Origin of the sequence: Roseisolibacter agri (assembly GCF_030159095.1) — a bacterium.
Classification (GTDB): domain Bacteria; phylum Gemmatimonadota; class Gemmatimonadetes; order Gemmatimonadales; family Gemmatimonadaceae; genus Roseisolibacter; species Roseisolibacter agri.
Map to the genome: position 1 here is coordinate 895,809 of NZ_BRXS01000002.1, position 15,039 is coordinate 910,847.

Below are 15,039 nucleotides of genomic sequence, written 5' to 3' on the forward strand. Positions count from 1 at the left end.
CGTCCGCGCGCACGTCTGACGAATTCTTCACGAGTGACGCCTGTCGCCGGCGTCATCGCTTGGCGGTGCGACGATTCTCGCGGGGAAGCGTCACGTGGAAGGTGCTGCCCACGCCGATCGACGATTCGACCGTGAGCGCGCCGCCCAGCAACTCCGCGAGCCGTCGCGAGATCGGAAGGCCGAGTCCGGTGCCACCGGGTGCGGTGCCCGGCAGCTGCACGAACTCCTCGAAGATGCGCTCCTGGTCGTCGCGCGCGATGCCCGGCCCGCTGTCGCTGACGCTGATGAGCACGGCGTCGGCCGCGGTACGCCGGCGGCGGCGGCCCGGCTGCACGGCTCCGTGCGGCAGGCACTCGCACGTGATGCGCACCGGATGGCCGGCGCCGAACTTGGTCGCGTTGGAGAGCAGGTTGAGCAGGATCTGCCGCAGCCGCCGCGGATCGGTGCGGATCGACAGCGCGCACGCGGAGCGCGAGAGCTCGAGCACGCACCCACGCTCCTGCGCCATCGGGCGGATGGTCGTGAGCAGGTCCTCCAGCAGCTCGTCGAGGCGCACCGGCTCCGGCGCGACGTCGATCTTCCCCGCCTCGAGCTTGCTGAGGTCGAGCACGTCGTTCACCAGCTCCAGCAGGTGGCGCGCGGCGCGCTGGCTGCGGCGGATCCCGTCCTCGTGCGTCGGCGGCAGCGCGCCGTACACGCCGCCCAGCAGCAGGTCGTTGTAGCCGAGGATCGCGTTGATGGGCGTGCGCAGCTCGTGGCTCATCGCGGCGAAGAAGCGCGAGCGCATCGCCTCGCTGCGCTCCGCGCGCTCGCGGGCGCGCACCTCGGCGCGCGTGAGGAGGAAGAGCGCCAGGCTGACGCCGAGGCCCGCGAGCGCGACCAGCACGGCGAGCGCGTCGCGCGACGCGCCGCCGCGCTCGGGGATCGACTCGAAGACCAGCGTCCACGGCCGTCCGCCCACGTCGAGCGTGCGCACCGCCTGCAGCGGCGGCGCGGCGAGCGGGTCGAGCACGGCGCCGTCGTTCACCGGGAGCTGCACCCCGGGGAGCCGGCGCGAGTCGGCCAGCAGCGTGGCGCGCGAGGTGTCGCGGCCGTCGTGCAGGCGGAAGAGAACGCGCGGCTCCTGCTCGCTGCCGAAGATGCCGGCGAGCAGGTCGTCGGCGCGGAAGGCGGCGTAGACGAAGCCGGTGAGCGCCTCGCGCCGCGCCGCCACGTCGCCCACCGGCGCACCGGTGCGGTAGACGGGCACGTAGACGAGGAAGCCGCGCTGGCGCTCGGGCCCCGCGTCCTGCACCAGCGTGACCGCGCCGCTGGACGCGGGCAGGCCGGTGTCGCGCGCGCGCGCCATCGCCGCCCGGCGCACCGCGTCGCTGTACATGTCGTAGCCGAGCGCGGTGCGGTTGCGCGCGTCGAGCGGCTCGAGGAAGACGATCGCGTGCTGCTCGTCGCGCGGGACGTCGGGCCAGAGGCGTCCGGCCGCGCTGCCGCGCGCGTGCAGCGACACGAGCCGCGCGGCGACGGCGGCGGTGTCGGCGGTCCACGGCCCCAGGCGCTCGCTGTAGCCGAGGGCGCGCACGCCCGGAAAGCGCCCCGCGAGGTCGAGGTGCGAGACGAAGCTGCCGAAGTCCGCGGCGGTGACCGTCTCGCTCGCGGCGAACAGCGCGCCCGCGCCGTGCAGCAGCGCGATGTAGGTGTCGATGCGCGCGTTGATGCGGTCCTCCGCCCCCTGCCGCGCGTTCTCGAAGCGCGCTTCCGCGCGGCTGCGCCCGGAGATGGCGACGAAGGCCGTGGCCGCGACGGTGAAGAGCAGCGACGCGGCCAGCACGAGGAAGGGCGAGCGGCGCGGCCAGCGCCGCGCGGCCCGCTGGCGGGCCTCGACGTCCCCGGCCCGCAGCACCGCATGCGCGCTGACGCCGCGGGCCGGATCGTCGCTCGCGTGGTCCCCGGGATGCTCGCCCGCGTGCTCGCCCGCGTGATCGCCCGCGCGGTCGCCACCCCCGGCGCCGGCCGCGCGGGGGCGGACCGCATCCGGGGGCGCGGCGTCGAGCGCGCCGGGCGCGTCGGGGGCGCCGGGCGGCGGGGGCGAGGACATCAGGGCAGGATGCGCAGGGGCGGCGGAGCGACGAAGGTAGCGGTCCCTGCCGTCCGCTTCGCAAGCGCGGGGCCGGATGGGTGGCCCGACGCGCGACTGGCCTCCGGGCGCCGTTGGTTTAGACTCCACCGCGGCGCACGGCGGCGCCAGCCTCGTCGTCTCCGAGGCCTGTCCTGGCCCCCGCCGCGCGAGCCCCCGCGGTCACCGAGCCTCATGTCGCCAGCCATTCCCGCCGACGCCGTCGCGGCGCCGGGCCCGCCCGCCGCCCTGTCCGCCGCCGTGGTGCACGCGATGCCCACCGCGGTCGTCGTGGTGGACGCGCAGGGGCGGGTCGCGCTGGCCAACGCGGCGGCGACCGCGCTCCTCGGCGCGGGCGCGGGCGCGCTGCCGGACGCCGCGCTGCGCGCCGCGCACGCGCGCGTGGCCGCCGGCGGCGCGCCGGAGACCGTGCAGGCGCGCGGCGCCGACGGGCGCTGGCTGCAGCACCGGCTGGTCGCGATCGCCGACGGCGTGGCGATCTTCACGACCGACGTCACGGTCATGCCCGCGGGCGAGGCGCTGCGCGCCGTCGGTGACGGGATGTGGGCGTGGGACGTCGCGACGGGCCGCGTGACGCTGAGCGCCGAGTGGTGCGCGCTGGCGGGGCACGCGCCGGGCGAGCTGGGGGAGGACGTGGAGGCGTGGCGCGCGCCGATCCACCCCGAGGACCTGCCGGACGCGCTGGCGCTGCTCGAGGAGCACCTGGACGGGCGGACGCCGCACTACGAGAGCGAGCACCGCATGCGGCGGACGGACGGCCGCTGGGCGTGGGTGCTGGACCGCGGCCGGGTGGTCGCGCGCGATGGCGCGGGGCGGCCGCTGCGCGTGGTGGGCACGTGCACCGACGTGAGCGCGCGCAAGCTGCGCGAGGCGATGCTCATCGAGCGCACGCGGCAGCTGGAGCTGGCCGTGCGTGCGGGCGGGCTGGGGACGTGGAAGTGGGACATCGCCAGCGACGTGATCTCGTTCTCGGCGAGCTACTCGCCGGTGTTCGGCCCGCGGGCGGCGGAGCGGGTGCCGCACCTGGAGGCGTTCCTCGGCACGATCCATCCCGACGACCGCGCGCACGTGCGCGGCGCGATCGGCGACGCGCTGGCCGGCCGCGCCGAGTACGACGTCACGTGCCGCGTGCTGCAGGCCGACGGGAGCGTGCGGTGGCTGGCGGACCGCGGCGACGTGATCCGCGACGCGGCCGGCGCGCCGGTGGCGATGATCGGCGTCGCGCGCGACGTGACCGAGGAGCGCGTGCAGGCCGACCTGATGCGGGCCAGCGAGGCGCGGCTGCGGCTCGCGCTGGAGGCGGCGCGCATGGGGACGTGGGAGTGGGACGCCGACGCGCGCGTCGCGAGCTACAGCGACACCGTCGGTCCGCTGCTCGGCCAGCCGGCGGGGTGGACGCCGTCGCCGGACGAGCTCCTGGACCTGGTGCCGGTGGACGAGCAGGAGCGCGTGCGCACCGCGATGTTCGAGCTGCCCGCGGGCGGCGGGCCGTCGGTGACGGAGTTCCGCGTCTCGCTGCGCGAGGGCGGCTCGCGGCACCTGGAGGCGCACGCGGTGGCGCGGCACGACGGCGGGCACACGCGCGTGGTGGGCGCGCTGAGCGACGTCACGGACCGCGTGCGGCTGGAGGAGCAGCTGCGCCAGGCGCAGAAGATGGAGGCCGTGGGGCAGCTGGCCGGCGGCGTCGCGCACGACTTCAACAACCTGCTGACCGTCATCGGCGGGAACCTGAGCTTCGTGCGCGCGGACCTGCCGCCGGACCACGCCGCGCAGGCCGACCTGGCGGAGATCGCGCGCGCGTCGGACCGCGCGCGCACGCTGGTGCGGCAGCTGCTCGCGTTCAGCCGCAAGCAGGTGCTGTCGCCGCGCGCGCTGGACCTCAACGAGGTGGTGCGCGGCGCGGAGAAGCTGCTGCGGCGCGTGATCGGCGAGGAGATCGTGCTGGAGACGGCGCTCGGCCGCGACGTGGGGATCGTGCTCGCGGACGCGGGGCAGCTGGACCAGGTGCTGCTGAACCTCGCCGTGAACGCGCGCGACGCGATGCTGACGGCGCAGCACGGCCACGCGGGGAGCGGCGGCACGCTGACGCTGGAGACGGGGACCGTGACGCTGGACGCGCGCACCGCGCCCGCGTGGGCGCCGCTGGCGCCGGGCCGCTACGTGCGGCTGATCGTGCGCGACACGGGGCACGGCATGGACCAGACGACGCGCGCGCACGCGTTCGAGCCGTTCTTCACGACGAAGCCCGTGGGCGCGGGCACGGGGCTGGGGCTGGCGACGGTGTACGGCATCGTCGCGCAGAGCGGTGGCACGGTGCGGCTGGACAGCGCGCCGGGGCAGGGGACGACGGTCACGATCCTCCTCCCCGAGGTCGAGGCGATGCCGCGGGAGGGCGATACCGGCAGCTGGCCCGTCCCGACGCCGGGGCAGCAGGGGATCGTGCTGCTGGTGGAGGACGAGGCGGCCGTGCGGGCGACGGCGCGGCGCATCATGGAGCGGCACGGCTACGCGGTGCTGGAGGCGCGCCACGGCGCGGACGCGCTCATGCTGTGGCAGACGCATGGCCGCGAGGTGACCGCGGTGGTGACGGACCTGCGCATGCCCGAGATGGGCGGGCGCGAGCTGGCGAGCGTGCTGCGCGAGGACCGCCCCGACCTGCCGCTGGTGCTGGTGACGGGATACGCGGACCAGCCGCTCGTCGCGCACCTCGGCCGGGGAACCGCGTACGTCGAGAAGCCGTTCACGGGAGACGCGCTGCTCGCGGCGCTGCGCCAGGTGGTGTCGGGCGAGCCGTGAGCGTCCGCTCCCCCGACCCGTTGCCGATGGCGCCGCCCGAGACCGACCTCGCCGCGCACCGCGAGGTGCAGGACGTCGTGCGCGACGCCGCGCGGCTCGAGGCGCTGCGCGCGAGCGGGCTGCGCAATGACGGCGAGGGGCCGGAGCTGGAGCGCATCGCGCGGCTGGCGGCGCGCGCGCTGGGCGCGCCGGCGGCGTTCCTGTCGCTGGTGGACGAGTCGTGCGACCACTATCTCGCGTCGCACGGGCTGCCGGAGCCGCTCGCGACCACGCGGCAGCTCACGGGGCCGACGCTCTGCCACCACACGATCGCGGTCGCCACGCCCGCCGAGCCGCTGGTGATCGGCGACACCGCGGCCGATCCGCGCTATCGCGACGTGCCCACGGTGCGCTCGCTCGGCGTGGCGGCGTACGTCGGCGTGCCGCTGCTGTGGGACGGGCAGGCGATCGGCGCGCTGTGCGCGATCGACGTCGTGCCGCGCGCGTGGAGCGACGACGACGTGGCGGCGATGCGCGACGCGGCCGCGGCGGCGCAGCACGCGCTGGAGCTGCGTGGGCTCGCGCGCCAGGCGGCGGACGCGCACCGGCGCGTGGCGTCGGTGCTGTCGAGCATCAGCGACGCGTTCTTCACGCTCGACCGGCAGTGGCGCTTCACCTTCGTGAACGACCGCGCGGAGCAGGTGCTGCTGCGCCGCCGCGACGGGCTGCTGCGGCGCACCATCTGGGACGAGTTCCCCGCGGCGGTGGACTCGGCGTTCGACCGCGAGTACCGCCGCGCGATGGCGACCGGCGAGCCGGTGGCGTTCGACGCGTACTACCCGCCGCCGCTGGACGCGTGGTACGAGGTGCGCGCGTATCCGGGCCCCGAAGGGCTCGCGGTCTACTTCCAGGACGTCACCGCGCGGCGCCGCGCCGCGGCCGCGCTGGCCGAGAGCGAGGCGCGCTTCCGCACGGTGCAGGACGCGTCCACCGACGGCTCGTTCCTGGCGCACGCGGTGCGCGACGCGCTGGGACGCATCGTCGACCTGCGCTTCGTCTACGCGAACGCGGCAGCGCGCGAGATCCTGGGGCTCGGCGACGTGCCGGTGGTGGACCGCACGCTCTCCGAGCTGTTCCCCGCGAGCGTCGCCGAGGGGCGGCTCGCGGTGTACGCGCGCGTGATCGAGACGGGCGAGCCGTGGCTGGGCCAGGTCGCCTACGCGCATCATGGCGTGCAGCGCGGGCTGCGCGCGACCGCGGTGAAGGTCGGCGACGGCGTGCACATCGCGTTCGCCGACCTCTCGGAGCGCATCCGCGCGGCGGAGGAACGCGAGCGCCTGCTGCTGGCGCTCCAGGAGGAGCGCGCGGTGCGCGACGCCGTCAACGCGCAGATGCCGGCGGGGCTGATCGTGGTCGAGGCGCCGAGCGGGCGCCTGCTCTACTGGAACCACGAGACCGAGCGGCTGTTCGGGCACCCGATGATCCCCGTCGACGAGGTGTCGGAGTACGGCCCGTACGGCGGCGTGCACGCCGACGGCCGGCGCTTCGCGCCACAGGAGTACCCGATCGCGCGCGCGGTGCGCGGGGAGGTGCTGGACCAGTTCCCGCTGACGTACCAGCGGCCCGACGGGACGATGGTGCGCCTGAGCGTGAACGCGACGCCGGTGCGCGACGCGGCGGGCACGATCACGCACGCGGTGTGCACGATCATGGACGTCACGGCGCGCGAGCGCGCGGCCGAGCGCACGCGGCAGCTGCAGGTCGTGTCGGCGGCGCTGGCGGCGGCGGTGACGCCGGCCGACGTGACGGAGCTGTTCGTGTCGCACGCGGTGGAGACGATCGGCGCGTTCGGCGGCTCGCTGGCGCTGGTGGAGGGCGACGGCACGCACGCGGCGTTCGCGCACGCGGTGGGCTACGACGCCGCCGACGTCGCGCGCTGGCAGCGGTTCCCGATCGCGCTGGCGACGCCGTTCGGCGACGCGATCCGCACCGGCGAGACGATCGCGCTGGCGACGCGCGACGAGTGGCTGGCGCGCTATCCGCACCTCGTGCCGGCGGACCGGCCGCACGCGTGCGAGTCGCTGCTCGCGCTGCCGCTGCTGGTGGGCGACCGCGCGATCGGCGTCGTGGGGCTCGGCTTCCACGGCGCGCGCGGGCCGTCGGCCGACGAGCGCACGTACCTGCAGACGCTGGCGGGCATCACGGCGCAGGCGCTGGACCGCGCGCGCGCCTACGAGGGCGAGCATGTCGCGCGCGCGGAGGCCGAGGAGGCGCGCCACCGCGCGGAGGTCACGCGCCGCGAGGCGGAGCTGGCCAACTCGGTGAAGGCGCAGTTCCTGGCGACGATGTCGCACGAGCTGCGCACGCCGCTGAACGCGATCGGCGGCTACACGCAGCTGCTAGAGATGGGCGTGCACGGCCCGGTGACGGGTGCGCAGTCGGAGGCGCTGGCGCGCGTGCAGCGCAGCCAGCAGCACCTGCTGGGGCTCATCAACTCGGTGCTGAACTACGCCAAGCTGGAAGCGGGGAAGATCACGTACGAGCTGACCAGCGTGCCGGCGCCGGAGATCGTGCGCGCGGTGGAGGCGCTGGTGGCGCCGCAGGCGCGCGCGAAGGGCGTCGTGCTGACGGTCGAGGAGCCGGCGGCGCCGCTGGCGGTGCGCGCGGACCTCGAGAAGGCGCGGCAGGTGGTGCTCAACCTGCTCTCGAACGCGGTGAAGTTCACGGCCGGCGGCGGGCGCGTGACGGTGGCGTTCGCGCGCGCCGACGGCATGGCGACGATCGCGGTGCGCGACACGGGGCGCGGCATCCCGGCCGACCAGCTGCCGCGCGTGTTCGATCCGTTCGTGCAGGTGGGACGCCGGCTGACGTCCGAGGACGAGGGCACGGGGCTGGGGCTGGCGATCAGCCGCGACCTGGCGCGCGGGATGGGCGGCGACCTGACGGCGGAGAGCGCGGAGGGCGTGGGGTCGACGTTCCGGTTCACGCTGCCGGTGGCGACGGGCGCGTAGCGTGATCCGTCGCGACGGCAGCGCTCCAGTCGCACGCGCCAGGCGCCGAGACTCGGAGCGGCATGTCGTCTCCCGATCTAGTCCGCAGCCCCATTCCCGCGATCCTCCGTCTCTGGCGTCGCTATGTGACCTGGCGTCGCACGCAGGACATGAATGGCGTGGAGATCGCGTGGTTCGTCGGCGGGATCTGGTCGCTGTGCGCCGTCGGGTGGCTCGACACGCGCCTCCCGCCGGCCGTCGCGCGCGACCTCCTCTATCTCGGGCCGCTCGCGCTCGTGGGGTGGCGCCTGGGACCTCGGGCCGCGTGGACGCTGGCGTTGTACGCGGGCTCCATCCGCGTGTTCGCCGCGAGTGAGCGGCTCGACTGGCCCGTCGACGCGACCGGCCACTGGAAGGTCGTGCTGTGGGGCAGCGTGCTGGGCTCCGTGCTCCAGTTCTCCCTGGTCACGTACGGCCTGCTGCGGCTCCGCGCGGCACTGGCGTCCGAGCGGCGGCGCGCGAACGAGGATGGCCTCACGGGGCTGCTGAACCGCCGGGCGTTCGGCGACGCCCTGTCCGCCGTGCTGCGCGGCGACCGGCGATCCCGAGGCGCGACATCGGCAGGCGCGCTGGCCTACATCGATCTGGACGGGTTCAAGGCGGTCAACGACACCCGCGGCCACGACGAGGGCGATGCGGTGCTCCGACTCGCCGCCGAGGTGCTGCGATCCGCGGTGCGCGCGGGCGACGTGGTCGCGCGGCTCGGAGGCGACGAGTTCTCCCTCTGGCTGCGCGGCGCGAGCGAGGCCGAGGCGCGCGCCGTCTGCGAGCGCGTGCTCGATGCGCTGCGTACGCGCGCCGTGGAACGCGGATGGAACGTCGGGGCGAGCATCGGCGTCGCGGTCTTCGCCGAACGGCCGCAGAGCGCGGAGGCCGCGCTGACCGCGGCGGACACGTTGATGTACGGCGTGAAGCGCAGCGGCAAGGGCCGCGTGCACGTCGCGCTGGTGCCGGTCGTGACGTCGTCCTAGCTGGCGGCGCGCCGCGTGCGCGCGACCAGCCGCCGGATGCTCGCGATGCCGAGCGCCGGCCCGACCGCCAGCACCGGGAACGCCCACGCCCATCCGATCCGCTCGGCCAGCCGCGGCACCAGCTGGATCGTGACGCTCGTCAGCAGGAAGCCGATCGACGTCTGCAGCGTCAGCGCGGTGCCCACCGCGTCGGGCGGCACGCTCTCGGTGACGAGCACCGAGAACTGTGCGCTGTCGGCGATGACGAAGAAGCCCCACGCCAGCGCGATGGGCACGACGAGCCAGAGCGGGCGCCCGAACGCGAGCCCGATGCCGAGCGCGCACGCACCGCTCATCGCCATCGCGAGCGTGACGAGCCACGCGCGTCCGCGCCGGTCCGCGGCGAGGCCGCCCCACACGCAGCCGATGCCGCCGACGGCGAGCGCCGCGAACGCGATGGCCGACGCGATGGACTCGCCGCGCGCGCCGGCGCTCGGGTCGCGCGCCGCGATGCTGGCGGCGAGGAACACGGGGAGCCACGTCCACGCGGCGTACAGCTCCCACATGTGTCCGAGATAGCCGCCGGTCGAGAGCCGCCACCGCGGCTCGCGCACGATGCGTCCCACGAGCCCCCACTCGAACGGGCGCGGCGGGAACGGGTACGGGCCGTCGCGATAGCCGAACCACACCAGTGACGCCGCCAGCAGCGCGCCGAGCGACGCGGTGAGCGCGACGGGCGCGATGCCGGCCCCCGGGATCGCGTGCACCAGGTACGGCGTCGCCTTGCCCACCGTCAGCGCGCCGACGATGGTGCCCACCGCGAGCCCGCGCCGCGCGCGGAACCAGGTCGCGATCATCTTCATCGCGGGCGGATAGACGCCGGCCAGGCAGACGCCCGTGAGCAGCCGCCAGAACAGCGCCGCGCCATAGCCGTCGGCCGTCAGCACGAGCGCGTTCACCGCCGCACCCGCGACCGCCGACAGCGCGAACAGCCGCCGCGCGGGCACGACGTCCGCGAGGTTGAGCAGCGCCGAGAGCGCGGTGCCGAGCACGAAGCCGAGGTTGACGACGGTCGTCAGCCAGCCCGCCTGGTCGGCGGAGAGCGCCCACAGCGCGCGGTACTGCGGCGACACCGCGCTCGCCGCGAACCAGAGCGACATGCCGAGCAGCTCGGCCACCGCGAGCAACGCCAGCGTGCGCCAGCGCAGCGGGTGCGTGTCGTCCGGTGACGCGACGGGAGATGCACTGGGCGATGCAGCCAGCGGCGCGGCGCGCATGGCGGCGGAAGCTAGCGCGCGGGCCACGCGCGCGGGATGACCGCCGGACGTCCGCTACACCCCCGACGCCGCGCCGTCGCCGACGTCGGAGTCCGCCGGCGACTCGCCCGCCAGCGCCGCGCGCACCGCGTCCACCAGCTCCGCCGCCGCGAACGGCTTCGGCACGAGGTGGGGCACCAGGTTCGGCAGCCGCGCGAGCGCCTCGCTGCTGTCCAGGTAGCCCGACATCAGCAGCACCCGCAGCCCCGGCGCGCGCGTGGCCAGCTGCTCGGCCACCTCGCGCCCGCCCATGTGCGGCATCACCGCGTCGGAGAGCACGAGGTCGAACGGCTCGTGCGTGCGCGCCACCAGCTCCAGCGCCTCGCGGCCGTCGCGCGCCTCGACGACGACGTAGCCCGCACGCGTGAGCACGCGCGCCGCGACCGCGCGCACCGGGCCCTGGTCCTCCACCAGCAGCACGCGCGCGGCCCGTGCGCCGGCCCGCGGCGCGGGCGCCCGCTCGGCCTGCGGCTCGGGCGCGGCGCCCGCCTCGGGCCAGTAGGTCGTGACCGTCGTGCCGCGCCCCGGCACGCTCTCGGCGACCACCACGCCGCCCGCCTGCCGCACGATGCCGTGCACCACCGCGAGCCCGAGGCCCGTCCCCTGGTCGGGCGCCTTGGTCGTGAAGAACGGCTCGAAGATGCGCGCCAGCGTCGCCTCGTCGATGCCGACGCCGCTGTCCTCCACCGCCAGCGTCACGTAGCGCCCCGGCGCGCCCTCGGCGCCGAGCACGCGGCGGACGTCGGCGGCGTCCACGTCGCGACGCCCCGTGCGCACGACGATGCGTGCGTCGCGGTCGTCGGCCGCCAGCGCGTCGCGCGCGTTCACCACGAGGTTCAGCAGCACCTGCTCGATCTGCCCCGGATCGGCGAGCACGCTCGGCAGCCCCGGCGCGACGTCGAGCGTCAGCTCCGCGCGCTCGCCGACGATCGGCTCCAGCAGCCGCTGCGCGTCGCGCACGGTGGCGCCGAGGTCGATGCGGCGCGGCACCACGGGCTGGTGGCGGCTGAACGCGACCAGCCGGCGCGCGAGCGCGGCCGCGGCGGATGCCGCACGGCGGATCTCGGCCGCGTCGTCGGGGTTCGCGGCGCCGGCGGCCGCGTCGGCCTGCAGCAGCTCCGCGTACGACGTGATGACCGTCAGCAGATTGTTGAAGTCGTGCGCCACGCCGCCGGCGAGGTGCCCCAGCTCCTCCAGCCGCCGCGTGCGCTCGCGCGCCTCGCGCTCGCGCCGCTCGACCGTGACGTCGCGGCCCACGCCCACGACGTAGACCTCGCCGTCCAGCACGACCGGCTGCGCCGTCAGCACCGCGTAGCCGAGCGCGGTGCCGCCGTCGGGCAGGTGACGTGTGAACGCGAACTCGAAGCCGTCCACGCTGCCGCGCTCCGCCATGTGCTGCGCGAGTCGCGCCGAGTCGCTGGGGTCGCGCCAGATCGAGAGCGTGCGCTGGCTGCGGCCGACGACGTCCTCGCGCGCGTGGCCGGTCGTGCGCGTCCACGCCTCGTTGACGTCGACGATGAGCTCGTCCCGCGCGCGGAAGATGATGATCGCGTCCTGGCTGGTCGCGAAGGCGACGTCGAGGATCGCGCGCGAGTGCTCGGGCGCGACGGCCACGGAGGCGGCCACGGAGCGCGCGGTCGGCACGCCGCCGTCGGACGGGTCGAGCGGCGGGCGCGGGTCGGGCATCGGTGGCGAGAGCAGGGGGCGAGGGGAACCCTGGCCGACGTCGCCCGTCGGCGACCGGTGTGCAGGGCCTCCTGCGACCGACGTGCCAGCCGCCGCGCCCCGCACGCATGGCCTCGCCGGACGCACGCTGGAACATCGTCTGCACGCCACCGGCTGACGTCCCGCGCCATCCACCCGGGAGGAGCCCGCGATGCCACTCACCCTGCGCTCACCGGCGTTCGAGCACCACGGCGAGGTGCCGCGCCGCCACACCTGCGACGGCGAGGACGTGTCACCGCCGCTCGCGTGGGAGCAGGCGCCGCGCGACACGCGCAGCCTGGTGCTGATCGTCGACGATCCCGACGCGCCCGACCCGCGCGCGCCGCAGCGCGTGTGGGTGCACTGGATCGTCTACGGCCTCGCGCCCGACGTGCGCCGCCTGGACGAGGGCGCGAGCCCGGGCGGCCTCCCCGACGGCGCGCGCGAGGCCCGCAACGACTTCGGGCGCACCGCATGGGGCGGCCCGTGCCCGCCCATCGGCCGGCACCGCTACTTCTTCCGCCTGCACGCCCTCGACGTGGCGCTCGACGACCTCGGGCCGTCGGCGGGGCGCCGCGAGGTGGAGGCGGCGATGCAGGGCCACGTGCTGGAGACGGCGGAGCTGATGGCGACCTACGAGCGGCCGGCGGGCGCGCGCTGACGATCGTCGCGCCGGGCCGCCTGGCCTATTGGAGAGGATGCGGATGCTCCGGATGCGGCGGATCAATCGGATCGCTCCTCTCGGTCCATGGGACGTCGCCGCCACGCGGAGCGATCCGGAGCATCCGCTCGATCCGGAGCATCCGCGTCCTCCCCAAAGGCAGCGGGTCCGGCGCGCTGGACCCTGAACGGCGAACGGCGCTAGACACGATGACAGGATGACGAGGAGGCTCCGTACCGGTGCTTCGAACATCGCGCACCGCGGAGCCTCCTCGTCATCCAGTCATCCTGTCGAGCAGTGCGCCGTTCACTGCACGACGAGGTGCCCCACCATCCCGAGCAGCGCGTGCGGGTCGCACTGGAAGAAGTAGCGGCCCGGCGCGGACACGACCTTCACGTCGTACGTCTGCCCCGGCAGCTGCAGCATGTCGCTCGGCGCCGACGGCAGGCCCTGCGCGGCGGCGTTGGAGTCGGCCACGAAGTGCACGTTGTGCACGCCCGAGACGAGCGTGTAGCGCACCACGTCGCCCTTGCTCGCGGTCACCTCCGCGGGGCGGAAGACGTTGTTCCCCTGCTCGTCGGTCAGCATCTCGACGGTGACGACCTTGCCGCCCGCGTCGGGCGTCTGCGGGCCGCCGGCCGGCGCCGGCGACGCCTGCGCGCCGGACGGTGCGCTCTCCGCGCTCGCGGAGGAATCCTTCGCGCCACCGCAGGCAGCGAGGACGAGGACGGCGGCGAGCGCGGTGCCGAGACGGGCGTTGGTGCGCATTGCGGAAGGGATTGGACGTCTGGGAAGGGCCGCGCGGTCCCGCGCGGCCGGGTCGCACGTGGAACGTTCGCGACGCGTGAGGGAATCCACCGTCGGGGGAAGCCTGAGCGCGCGCTGGGATTCCCTCACACGCGCCCGCGGCGTCAGAAGTCGCGGCGCCGGAACGCGCGCACGCCGAGCAGCACGGGCACCGCGATCCACGCGCCCAGCATCGCGGCGGCCACCAGCGCGCCGCCGCCGCCGAAGAAGCGCGCGAACACGGCGCCCGTGTAGCCCAGCAGCGCCGCGCCGTCCAGCCGCAGCAGGAGCAGCACGCGCGCGAGGTCCACCGGATTCGCGAGCATGAGGCCGAGCAGCGGACGCTCCAGCGGATAGTCGGCGAGCAGCGCGACCAGCAGCAGCACGGCGCCGTCGTACAGCAGCGCGAGCGCGAGCCAGAGGCCGATGGCCGCGCCGAGGCCGCGCACCCGGTCGTCCGCGCGCAGCGCGACCAGGAACGCGAGCGCGACGAAGGCCAGGGTCAGCGCCGCCCCGCACGCCAGCAGCGTCGCGAGCGTCGCGCGCTGGCCCTCGGGCACGCCATGGACCAGGAAGGGGAGGCCCGCGCCCGCGACGAACGCCAGCGCCAGCGGCAGCGCCAGGCCGGCGTACAGCCCCGCGAACAGCTGCCCGCGCCCCACCGGCTGCGCGAGCAGCACCTCGGTGAAGTCGCGCGCGTCGTACAGGTAGGTCGTGCCGCAGACGAGGCTCGCCAGCGGCACCACCAGCAGGCTGACGCTGACGAGGCTGAGCATCGCGCGCGCGTCACCGCCGCCGAAGCGCACCAGCGCGTCGGTGACGACCGCGAAGAAGAGCGCGTACGCCAGCAGCCACCGGCTGCGGAGGACGTTGCTGACCTGGTAGCGCGCGACGCGCGCGGCGTGGGCGGTCATGCGGCCAGCACCTCGAGGCTGGGGCGGAGCAGGTGGGCGATCGCGCGCTCCAGCGTCGGCTGGCGCGTGGCGCGCAGCAGCTCCTCGACCGGGCCGGCGAAGCGCACGCGCCCGTCGGCCAGGAACGCCACGTCGTCGGCCAGCTCCTGCAGCTCGCTCATGACGTGCGACGTGAGCACCAGCGTGCGTCCCTCGTCGCGCGCGGCGAGGATGCGGTCCTTCAGCGCGCTGCTGGCGACCGGGTCGAGGCCCGCGGTCGGCTCGTCGAGGATCAGCAGCTCGGGGCGGAAGAGGAACGCGAGCACCGCGTTGACCTTCTGCCGCGTGCCGCCCGAGAGCGCGCGCATCGGCTTGTCGAGGTGCGGCGCGAGCGCGAAGCGCTCGATCAGGCTCTCGTCGCGCGCGACGTCGTGCGCCACGTCCGCGCCGGCGGTGCGCCGCAGCTCCACGAGCATCGCGATCAGCTCCGCCGCGCTCAGGTTCTCGGGGTAGCGCGCGATCTGCGCCATGTAGCCGATGCGCGCGCGGTACGCGTCGCCGCGTGCGCCGGCGCCCACGACGGTCTCGCCGCCGAGCAGCACCTGGCCGCCGTCGGGGCGCGTGAGGCCGAGGATCGACTTGATGAGCGTCGTCTTCCCGGCGCCGTTGGGGCCGAGGATCGCCGTCACGCGGCCGGGCCGCACGGCGAGGTCCACGCCCTTGAGGACGTCGAGCCGGCCGAAGCGCTTGGTGAGGTTCCGGATCTCGAGCAT

At 75.6% G+C, this 15,039-nt stretch carries 10 protein-coding genes; 4 read left to right on the top strand and 6 right to left on the bottom strand.

What is annotated here, in order from left to right; translation table 11 throughout:
* Positions 1-52: 52 nt before the first annotated feature.
* Positions 53-2,092 carry a CHASE domain-containing protein gene (locus rosag_RS08605; RefSeq protein WP_284349672.1) on the bottom strand — a complete coding sequence of 680 codons (2,040 nt, stop codon included), beginning with the start codon at positions 2,090-2,092 and terminating at the stop codon, positions 53-55.
* Between the two features lie 213 nt (positions 2,093-2,305).
* Between rosag_RS08605 and rosag_RS08610 the strand changes: the two genes are divergently transcribed.
* The 3 genes from rosag_RS08610 to rosag_RS08620 all read left to right on the top strand — a co-directional run bounded on the left by rosag_RS08610 (position 2,306) and on the right by rosag_RS08620 (position 8,927).
* Positions 2,306-4,927: a PAS domain-containing protein gene (locus rosag_RS08610; RefSeq protein ID WP_284349673.1), complete on the top strand. Its 2,622-nt coding sequence runs from the start codon at positions 2,306-2,308 to the stop codon at positions 4,925-4,927.
* Positions 4,924-7,917 (top strand): PAS domain-containing protein, encoded by a 2,994-nt coding sequence (locus rosag_RS08615; RefSeq protein ID WP_284349674.1) that lies wholly within the window; start codon positions 4,924-4,926, stop codon positions 7,915-7,917. The genes rosag_RS08610 and rosag_RS08615 overlap by 4 nt, the downstream gene beginning before the upstream one ends.
* A 125-nt stretch (positions 7,918-8,042) precedes the next feature.
* Entirely contained in the window at positions 8,043-8,927 is an 885-nt protein-coding gene (locus tag rosag_RS08620) for a GGDEF domain-containing protein (RefSeq protein WP_284349675.1), read from the top strand.
* Here the strand turns inward: rosag_RS08620 and rosag_RS08625 are convergent.
* Together rosag_RS08625 and rosag_RS08630 are read right to left on the bottom strand one after the other, a co-directional pair.
* Entirely contained in the window at positions 8,924-10,183 is a 1,260-nt protein-coding gene (locus rosag_RS08625) for an MFS transporter (protein ID WP_284349676.1), read from the bottom strand. The genes rosag_RS08620 and rosag_RS08625 overlap by 4 nt on opposite strands.
* Positions 10,184-10,237: 54 nt before the next feature.
* A complete protein-coding gene (locus rosag_RS08630; protein WP_284349677.1) occupies positions 10,238-11,908 on the bottom strand; it encodes an ATP-binding protein in 1,671 nt (556 codons plus the stop codon).
* 190 nt (positions 11,909-12,098) lie between these two features.
* On the opposite strand from rosag_RS08630, the gene rosag_RS08635 reads away from it, so the two are divergent.
* Complete coding sequence (locus tag rosag_RS08635; RefSeq protein ID WP_284349678.1) at positions 12,099-12,587, top strand: YbhB/YbcL family Raf kinase inhibitor-like protein; 489 nt, start codon at positions 12,099-12,101, stop codon at positions 12,585-12,587.
* 306 nt (positions 12,588-12,893) lie between these two features.
* Here the strand turns inward: rosag_RS08635 and rosag_RS08640 are convergent, their stop codons facing one another.
* The 3 genes from rosag_RS08640 to rosag_RS08650 form a co-directional block, all read right to left on the bottom strand.
* Positions 12,894-13,355 (bottom strand): plastocyanin/azurin family copper-binding protein, encoded by a 462-nt coding sequence (locus rosag_RS08640; RefSeq protein ID WP_284349679.1) that lies wholly within the window; start codon positions 13,353-13,355, stop codon positions 12,894-12,896.
* Between the two features lie 143 nt (positions 13,356-13,498).
* Positions 13,499-14,287, bottom strand: coding sequence for an ABC transporter permease subunit (locus rosag_RS08645; protein WP_284349680.1), 789 nt, complete (start codon positions 14,285-14,287; stop codon positions 13,499-13,501).
* Positions 14,284-15,039, bottom strand: coding sequence for an ABC transporter ATP-binding protein (locus rosag_RS08650; protein ID WP_284349682.1), 756 nt, complete (start codon positions 15,037-15,039; stop codon positions 14,284-14,286). The genes rosag_RS08645 and rosag_RS08650 overlap by 4 nt, the downstream gene beginning before the upstream one ends.

Coding starts and splice junctions, on each gene's coding strand:
- rosag_RS08625 (WP_284349676.1), bottom strand. CDS start 10,183: ATGCGCGCCGCGCCGCTGGCTGCATCGCCCAGTGCATCTCCCGTCGCG.
- rosag_RS08610 (WP_284349673.1), top strand. CDS start 2,306: ATGTCGCCAGCCATTCCCGCCGACGCCGTCGCGGCGCCGGGCCCGCCC.
- rosag_RS08640 (WP_284349679.1), bottom strand. CDS start 13,355: ATGCGCACCAACGCCCGTCTCGGCACCGCGCTCGCCGCCGTCCTCGTC.
- rosag_RS08645 (WP_284349680.1), bottom strand. CDS start 14,287: ATGACCGCCCACGCCGCGCGCGTCGCGCGCTACCAGGTCAGCAACGTC.
- rosag_RS08630 (WP_284349677.1), bottom strand. CDS start 11,908: ATGCCCGACCCGCGCCCGCCGCTCGACCCGTCCGACGGCGGCGTGCCG.
- rosag_RS08635 (WP_284349678.1), top strand. CDS start 12,099: ATGCCACTCACCCTGCGCTCACCGGCGTTCGAGCACCACGGCGAGGTG.
- rosag_RS08605 (WP_284349672.1), bottom strand. CDS start 2,092: ATGTCCTCGCCCCCGCCGCCCGGCGCCCCCGACGCGCCCGGCGCGCTC.
- rosag_RS08650 (WP_284349682.1), bottom strand. CDS start 15,039: ATGCTCGAGATCCGGAACCTCACCAAGCGCTTCGGCCGGCTCGACGTC.